Genomic DNA, 7,828 nt, shown 5'->3' on the forward strand with positions numbered 1-7,828 from the left:
AGAGACTGCGTTTACCGCATCGTGAAATCGAGCGAGGCCGACAGCGGCGACACAACCCCGTCAGCCGTTCGCGCACGGGCGATCATATGGTAGTCGCCCGGCTGATCGAAACTGGTCGTAAAGCTCCAGTTGACCCACTTGTCTGCCGTGGCGCCGTCGGTCGGGCAGCTCGTCCAGGTATCTCCGTCATCGAACGAGAACTCAATCGCGGCAATAGGGCTACCCAGATCGTCAGCAACGCCCTCGAAGCTCACCTGATCACCGACGGAGAACGTGCTCTCCTCCGCCTTGTTGGCTATCTCGATCTTGTTACGGTAGGTGGGCTCCACCCCCTGCACCTCGGGCTCTACCGCCTCGCGCGTCAGCGAAATGTCCACGATATTGCGCGTGAAATAGTGGGCGACCGTCTCGGGCATCCACAGCTGAAGGGACGAATCGGCCGTCGATTTCAGCTCCTGGCCGTTCACCTGGTACACGAGCAGCGCATTCTTCTCCAAAGCGTAGCGCAGCGGCAGCGGCTGACCGAAGCCGTCGGCGCCGTAGGCCGTTACCGTATTGACGCCCTCTTCCAAATCGGCCATCTCCACGACGCTTGCCAGCGGCACGCCAACCACGTAGGCTTGCCCAAACGGCGAGCCCGTCATGCAGGAGCAGCCCATGAGAACGCCCTGCTCGTCATCAAGCTCGGAGACATCCACCGAGAACGTCTTCTGGATATCGCCCGATACGTTCACGAAGAAATTCGCCTGGCCTTCGCCCGCATCAACGAGCTCCTGGGCCGGCTTCGAGCACATGGAGAGAATAGCCGTACCGAACACGTTGAACAGCTCGTCGTTCGGCGTCGTCCCTTTCTGATTGAACTCGAACGCTCCCTGAACGTTGGCAATGCGCGTGTAGCTGTCGTCCAGCAGGTTGGCCAGCTCGGCCGAGATGGTGTAGGCGCCCTCTTGATGCACAACGCCTGTCGGCGACAAGGGCTCGTCGGCCTGTGCCGGAGCAGGCTTAATGCCGTTCGAAAAACCGGCCACCGCCCCCGACGCCAGCAGCAGCGCGCCCATAGCGCTCGAGGCTATTTTCTGAGATCTCTTCATCGCGATCGTTCCCCTTCTAGTTCTGGCCGCCTGCCGCCGCAGCGCGCGGGGGCACGAGGCTCGTCGTCTCCAGCACAACCGTGTCCTCCTTGGAGGGGAGCACGTCCTTGGCATTCACGAGCACCGTATGGGTCTGCTTGCTCTCGCTGCCTTCTGCCGTCGTTGCGCGCACAGTCAGCCGATAGGCACCCTGCTCGGGCGGCGTCCACTGCAGATGCCACCACACCACGCGATTCGGGTCGGTGTCGGCCAGATCGAAGGCCGTCCACGTCTCCCCTCCGTCGAAGGAGAACTCCATCTGGGAAATGTGCTCGTTGTAAGCGTCCACGTAGCCATGGAAGTCGAAGGGCTTGCCCGACTCAATCACAAGGCCTTCCGGCACATCGAGAATCGTCGCGTTCGGTCGGTTCACAATGACGCCGTTCTCATCGAACCAGCCGTTGGGGCTTCCGTCGTAATTCTCGGCGCAGTACTTCGAGTCGCCGAAATCGGGCGGGCAATCGTCGGCCACGGTGTAGGCGTTGATCTGCTTGGAGAACACCTGGGCGTCCACGCCCTCAACCCAGTTTGTGCACGGATATCCCTGCTTGGCGCCCAAAGGCTCGCCGTTGATCTTGTAGACGAGAAGCGCCTCGTTGGCATTCAGCTTATCAAGGGAGAACGAGCGCCTCGAAGAACCATCGGCGCGCATAGCGCGCACGCCGTTGGCTCCGTCGGTGATACCGCCGGCCTTCTCAACAAGCCAGCTGACGGGAATGCCCGTGATCTTGACGTTCGAGATGCCGCCACCGCCGACCATATTCCAGCTGCAGACGATCTTCGAAGTCTTCTCGACGACCACGCCAGCCTTCTCGGCCTCGTCAACCAGCTCCTTCAGGGTAGCGGTATAAGGGGCCTTGACCAGACCGTCGATGGTGATCTCCCAATTGTCGAACAGGCTCTGGGGCAGATTGGTTCCCAGCACACCGGCACCGTGGCGCATCTGGTCGTAGTAGGCGTGCATCCACTCGAACGAGAAAGCGTTGTCCTGGGTCGTCTCCTGCTCGAAGCTGAAGTCGACGTCGCCCAGATCCTCGCTTGCGATATTGTTCACGCCCCACAGATGATCGTACTTCACCAGGTCCCACATCTCCATGCCCTGGCCGTTGTCCGTGGCATTGTGGCAGCTGTTGCAGTTCCCGCCGTACTCCTCCGCGAACTGCACCTTATGGCGCGCACCGAAGTGGACGGCGTGCATAAGGGTGCCGAATTCCATGTTCTTCTCCATGTAGCCCGGCGCCCAGTGGTGGCAGTTGATGCACTCCTGCACCGTGAGGTTGCTCTTAATGTCGTCGTTCCAAACCTGAGTGTGCTCGAACGCCATGTTCTTGAGCACCGAGCCCAAGTCAGCATGGCAGGAACCACAGCCCCGATTGTCGGAGTCGAGCCAGTAGGTGTTGTAGGAATTCGTATTCGCCTGCGTCTGCCACGCGCCGGAAGCCAGACCGTACTCGGTGGGCGTCCGCTGCACCATGCGGCCGTCGGGCAGCGTGCGGACCTCGGGCGAATACTCCTCGGCGACCATATCCCAGCGATCGTAGAGCTGGTCGATGTAGTCCTTGCCGAGGAAGGCGTCCTCCCCGATGTCCCCGTGGGTCGTTCCCTCCGCGCCAGCGATGACCGCGAGCTCGTCTTCGGTGTATTCGCGATCCTTTCCGCTCTGTGACTCCTCGCCAGACGCTTCGGCTCCCGCATCCGCCGTGGCATCGGGCGTCGGCGCCTGGGGCGCGCACCCGGCGACCGCGCCGAGCCCGAACACCAGACAGATCGTCAAGACCGCCAGCATTCTCTTTGCTGCCATTGTCTCTCCTTTCCTTCCCTTTCCTCTCTTTAAACCCATCCCGACACAGATGGGCACGCCGCCGGATCCTTCCGGCAACCGGCGACATCCTATCGAGAAGGAGGCGAAACCGCATCGGCCCAATGGTCGATTTGGCGTCAATCAGGCCCTTTTCCAAAAATCAGCCCCTATGGCCGATGGACAAAAAACTCTTTTCTGAGCTGGTGATTCTTTGATCTTTGATCAAATGCGATCTTATCTTCGCCTTTTTCAGAAGACTCGCCGAGGAAATTTTGGCTACAATGAGAGCGCATTTGCCGAGCCCATCGGGGAAGGGCCGTATTCGTTCAAATAGAAGGAGGGGAAATGGCCGAGAGCCCACGCCGGCGCATTCTCGCGCACGTCAGGCTAGCCGACATCTGTTGCGTCATCGGACTGGCGCTGAACTTCATGTGGTGCTCCCTCGAAGGCCACGCCCTGCGGTTCGCCGAGACAGCCGCGCAGTTCCAGTTCCCCCTTAACCCTCGCGGATTCTGGCTCATGGGCTTCTGTCTGCTCGCCCTGCTCTATCTCGCAGTCCCCCATTGGCTGAAGCGCTGGGAAAACACCTTGAAGGGCATCGTCCCGCTCTGCGGAGCCGCCGGAACGCTCGCCTTCGCCACGGCGCCCCTGCAGTCGGCCGTTCCGCCATTGGCCCTCGGCCTCGCCGGCCTCGCCGTCTCCGGACTCGGCTACTTCTGGTTCGCCTCGCGCTGCTTCACCCTCATGGCCCGTGCTCGCTCGATCATGGCCATTGCCTGGGCCATCGTCGCCGCCGTGCTTTTGAAGACCTTCCTTTTGCCCGTTGCAACCGATCTGCAGGATTCCGAGGCCCAGGTAGTCTTCGCCTGCGCCATTCCCATCTTGAGCTCGTTGCTTCTTTGGATCGCCCAGCTTTCCCTTGGCGTCACCGCAGTATTCAGTCTCGCACGCCCCATGCGCGCGGGAAGGCTCTCCCTTCCGGCCCAGCGCAACTTCATACTGCTGCTCATTCTCAGCGCCTTCCTTCTTGCCACCGTGCGTCGACTCAGCTTCTGGGGAACATGGGGCGAGACCTCAACGTTTTCCATTGCGCCCTTATGGGGCCTTCCGGAGCTGGCCATAATGGCGGCATGCCTCGCCGCTTTCGTGTGGGGTGCCTTTGCGCGCACCGCTTCCCTTCCCGTGGCCTTCCGGTTCCAGCCCGCCATCGTGGTAGTGGTCACGGGCCTGTTCATTGCGGCTATGGCCCAACCCGCCCAGAACGTGCTTGTGAGCACAGCCGTGGCCATCATCATCCACGTCGATGAGGCCTGCGCCTACCTCCTTTTCTGGACCGTCGTCGCGCTCTCGCTCGACACGCTCGACATACCCCCGTTCCGCGTGCTCGGCATCGGCGGCCTTATTTACGCGGGAAGCTCCCTTATCTGGGTGGCCGCCGGAAGTCATATCGCCGACATGGGCGGCGCCTTGGTGACCTTGGCCGCCTACGTCGGCATTATGGCCCTCATGTGGTACACCTACCGCGAGACCAAGATCAGCACCGACGAAAGCGGTCGCCACGAAGACGGATACTCGCCGCAGGTACCGAATACCGACAGAGGCAGGGAGGAGCTCGAAGATCCCGGCAGCATCACCGACTCCATCGCCGAACGATGCGAGGTGCTCTCGGAGCGCTACCATCTGACGCATCGGGAGAAAGAGGTGCTTTCCCTGCTCGCTCAAGGACGCACGCGCGCTTACATTCAGGAAGAGCTGGTGCTCTCCGTCAGCACCGTAAAGACCCACATTTCCCATATCTACGCGAAGCTCGGCGTCCACGATCGTCAGGGAGTAATGGACCTGGTGCTGAAGAAGGAATCGGACGATTCGGAGACGTCGCCCCGCGCGCTTTAGGACTCCTTTTTACTCTCCCCTCAAACGGGCGCGGAAAAGGCCGTATTCCAGGGAATCGACGAGCGCGTTCCAGGAGGCCTCGATGACGTTTTCCGAGACGCCCACGGTGCCCCAGGTATCAACGCCGTCGGTGGCGGTGATGGTCACCCGCGTGATGGCATCGGTGCCTTGGGACTCGTCGAGCAGGCGCACCTTGTAGTCCGTAAGCTCCATGGCCGCCACCTGCGGGTACGACTCCAGGATGGCCATGCGCAGCGCGGCGTCGAGCGCGCCCACGGGGCCGGCGCTCTCGCCCGTGGCCACGAAGCGCCCCTCCCCCACGTGAATCTTCACCGTGGCCTCGGACAGCGCGTCTTTGGCCAGGGCTCCCGTGTCCTCGCGGTCGTCCACGATGACGCGGAAGCTCTCCAGGGTGAAGGCGGGCGCGTACAGCCCCAGATGGCGCATGAGCAGAAGCCCCAACGAGCCATCGGCCACCTCGTAGGTGAACCCGGCCGCCTCCCGCGCCTTGATGTCGTCGAGCACGGCCTGCACGTCCACACCGGCCGCCGCCAGGTCGAACCCGAGGTTTTTCGCCTTCGCGAGCAGCGAGGCCTTCCCCGCCAGCTCGCTCACCACCGTGCGGCTCGCGTTGCCCACCGCCGCCGGGCTCACGTGCTCGTAGGCGGCGGGAAACCGCGCAATGGCGCTCGCGTGCAGGCCACCCTTGTGGGCGAAGGCCGAAGAGCCGGTGTAGGGATGGTGCGCCGGCACCGACACGTTGCAGAGCTCGGCCACGTACTGGGCCACGGACGTGAGCTGGGTGAGGCTGTGGCCTCCCACACAGCGCGCGTCCATTTTCAGCTCCAGATCGGCAATGACCGTGAGCAGATCGGTGTTGCCTACGCGCTCGCCGATGCCGTTCACCGTGCCCTGCACGCTCGTGGCGCCGGCGCACACGGCCGCGAGCGTGTTGGCCACCGCGCAACCGGAGTCGTTGTGGCAGTGGATGCCGAAGGCCTGGCCCGGGAAGGCAGCGCAGGTGGCCGCGACGATCTGCTCCACTTCGAAGGGCAGCGCGCCGCCGTTGGTCTCGCAAAGATCCACCGAGTCAGCGCCCGCCTCCACAGCCGCCTCCACGCAGGCCAGGGCATAGTCGCGGTTCGCTTTGAAGCCGTCGAAGTAGTGCTCGGCATCGAACACCACATGCCGGCCGGCCGCCTTCAAGTGCGCCACCGACTCGCCGATCATGCGCAGGTTCTCCTCGAGCGTCGTCTGCAACGCGCGCTCCACCTGAGCGTCCCACGTCTTCCCCACGATAGTGACCACCGGCGCCCCGCACGCGATGAGGTCGGCCAGCCCGGGGTCGTCGGCCGCCGCCACGCCCTTCTTGCAGGTGGAACCGAAGGCCGCGATTTGGGCGTGCTTCAAGTCCATGGCCGCCACCTCGCGGAAGAACGCCACGTCCTTGGGGTTCGACGCAGGGAAGCCGCCCTCGATGTAGTCGATGCCGAACTCGTCAAGGCGCCGCACGATGGCGAGCTTGTCGGCCAGCGAGAGCGTGATGCCCTCGCATTGCTCCCCATCGCGCAGGGTGGAGTCGTAGGTGTAGATGCGCGTTGCGGTCATAGGTGCCTCCCCGGATCTCTGGTCGGATGCCATTATAGCGCCCGCAAAGTCATCCGCACGTTTTCACCTTCCCGATGCAGTTGAGGACCCCGTTTTTCGACCGCCTAACCCAGCACCTTCTCGAAGGCGATGCGCGGGGCGCCGGCCTCGGGGCCTTCCCTCAGCGTGATGTCGCCGCACGGGATGAAGCCGAACTTCTCCACCGCCCGGCGCATGGGGGCGTTGTCGGCATGGGTGTCGATGCGCACGGAAGCCATGCCCTCGGCAGCCGCCTTTTCGCAGGCGAAGGCGAACAGCTCGCCGATGATGCCGCGCCCCCGACAGGTCGGATCCACGGCGCAGCGGTGCACCGTGGCGTAGGGGCCGTCGGTCAGCCACTCCCCTTCCAGGGTCTCATAGGCGGCTTCGGGCTCGTCGGCGTAGCGGAACACGGCCACCACCCGTCCCTCGTCCAGGGCGACGTAGGCAGCACCTGCCGCCACGTCGGCCTCCCAGGCGCTCCGGTCGGGATAACCGCACTGCCACTGATCGATGCCCATAGCGGCCATGTTGGCCCGGGCCTGCTCGGTGATAGCGACCACGGCATCCACGTGCCCTGGTTGCGCAACAACGATGTCCATGAGCACCTCTTCTCTCGTTTTTGACAACTTCCATGATTTTCTGCCCATTGTATCGCCTGTCTTCCCTAGCTCGCGTAACGGTTTGGGCAAGGAGGGGTCGGGGCGCTTGGAGCGGAGGCGCCGCGACGTACAATCGCCGCGGGAAGCGCGTCCGAAATCGGCGAGAGTCGGACGGACTGCTGAGGTACACCCGACAGGAGGTCGCTATGAAGCTCGTTCCCGTGAAGCAGGCCCAAGCCAAGTTCTTCAACGCCCCGGCTGACAAGGGGCTGAAGTCGCTCACTCTGGCGACGTTCAAGAAGGACCGCTCCCTCATCCTCGAGCGCGATGGAGAGGGTTGGTTCCTCGTCGAGGACGGCTTCGAGAAGAGCCGCTCTCCCCTGCCGCCGGGCGCTGCCGGCAAGCGCCTGCTGAGGGAGGCCTTCAAGCGCGAGTTCCCCCGCAGCGCCAACGCCTATTTGGCAGAGGTTCGCTAACGCTGGCGCCCCGCTCAGTCGCCGAAGCACCCCGAAAATGCACGAGATCTCGAGTTATAAGCGTCCAATCCCGCCGATGAAGACCCGCGTTCCGAAAAGCTATCGAGAAATGCCTGGTCAGCGAATTGGAGCCGATTTGCATGCCTTCAGTTCCGAGTCATTCGCACCCTCGGGGGGGGTGCGGACTCCAAGTTGGACACCCAGGTGTCCGGAAGGGAGTTCGAATGTACGACAAGAGGGCCAAGCAGGATGCGCTGGATCTGTGGTTCTCGATGCCCGGCGAGATGTCCGTGGATGACT

6 protein-coding genes are annotated in these 7,828 nt (G+C 63.1%); 2 read left to right on the forward strand and 4 right to left on the reverse strand.

The annotated features are described in order from the left end of the window. Positions 1–11: 11 nt before the first annotated feature. Together NE591_RS05830 and NE591_RS05835 are read right to left on the reverse strand one after the other, a co-directional pair. Positions 12–1,091: a molybdopterin-dependent oxidoreductase gene (locus tag NE591_RS05830; RefSeq protein ID WP_173113420.1), complete on the reverse strand. Its 1,080-nt coding sequence runs from the start codon at positions 1,089–1,091 to the stop codon at positions 12–14. A gap of 16 nt (positions 1,092–1,107) precedes the next feature. After that, positions 1,108–2,931, reverse strand: coding sequence for a molybdopterin-dependent oxidoreductase (locus NE591_RS05835; RefSeq protein ID WP_173113422.1), 1,824 nt, complete (start codon positions 2,929–2,931; stop codon positions 1,108–1,110). Between the two features lie 345 nt (positions 2,932–3,276). Here NE591_RS05835 and NE591_RS05840 point away from each other — a divergent pair, with 345 nt between their 5' ends. Further along, a complete protein-coding gene (locus NE591_RS05840; RefSeq protein WP_173113425.1) occupies positions 3,277–4,824 on the forward strand; it encodes a response regulator transcription factor in 1,548 nt (515 codons plus the stop codon). A gap of 9 nt (positions 4,825–4,833) precedes the next feature. Here NE591_RS05840 and cimA read toward each other — a convergent pair whose 3' ends face one another. Continuing rightward, the gene (gene cimA, locus NE591_RS05845; RefSeq protein WP_256156456.1) at positions 4,834–6,432 is read right to left on the reverse strand and encodes a citramalate synthase; all 1,599 of its coding nucleotides are present in this window, start codon (positions 6,430–6,432) and stop codon (positions 4,834–4,836) included. Positions 6,433–6,536: 104 nt separating this feature from the next. Beyond that, entirely contained in the window at positions 6,537–7,052 is a 516-nt protein-coding gene (locus tag NE591_RS05850; RefSeq protein WP_227070166.1) for a GNAT family N-acetyltransferase, read from the reverse strand. A gap of 206 nt (positions 7,053–7,258) precedes the next feature. Between NE591_RS05850 and NE591_RS05855 the strand changes: the two genes are divergently transcribed. Beyond that, entirely contained in the window at positions 7,259–7,528 is a 270-nt protein-coding gene (locus NE591_RS05855) for a hypothetical protein (protein ID WP_114539678.1), read from the forward strand. The last annotated feature ends 300 nt before the right edge of the window (positions 7,529–7,828 follow it).

It is taken from the genome of Adlercreutzia sp. DFI.6.23, assembly GCF_024462535.1.
Classification (GTDB): domain Bacteria; phylum Actinomycetota; class Coriobacteriia; order Coriobacteriales; family Eggerthellaceae; genus Adlercreutzia; species Adlercreutzia rubneri.

Coding starts and splice junctions, on each gene's coding strand:
- NE591_RS05830 (WP_173113420.1), bottom strand. CDS start 1,091: ATGAAGAGATCTCAGAAAATAGCCTCGAGCGCTATGGGCGCGCTGCTG.
- NE591_RS05840 (WP_173113425.1), top strand. CDS start 3,277: ATGGCCGAGAGCCCACGCCGGCGCATTCTCGCGCACGTCAGGCTAGCC.
- NE591_RS05850 (WP_227070166.1), bottom strand. CDS start 7,052: ATGGACATCGTTGTTGCGCAACCAGGGCACGTGGATGCCGTGGTCGCT.
- NE591_RS05855 (WP_114539678.1), top strand. CDS start 7,259: ATGAAGCTCGTTCCCGTGAAGCAGGCCCAAGCCAAGTTCTTCAACGCC.
- cimA (WP_256156456.1), bottom strand. CDS start 6,432: ATGACCGCAACGCGCATCTACACCTACGACTCCACCCTGCGCGATGGG.
- NE591_RS05835 (WP_173113422.1), bottom strand. CDS start 2,931: ATGGCAGCAAAGAGAATGCTGGCGGTCTTGACGATCTGTCTGGTGTTC.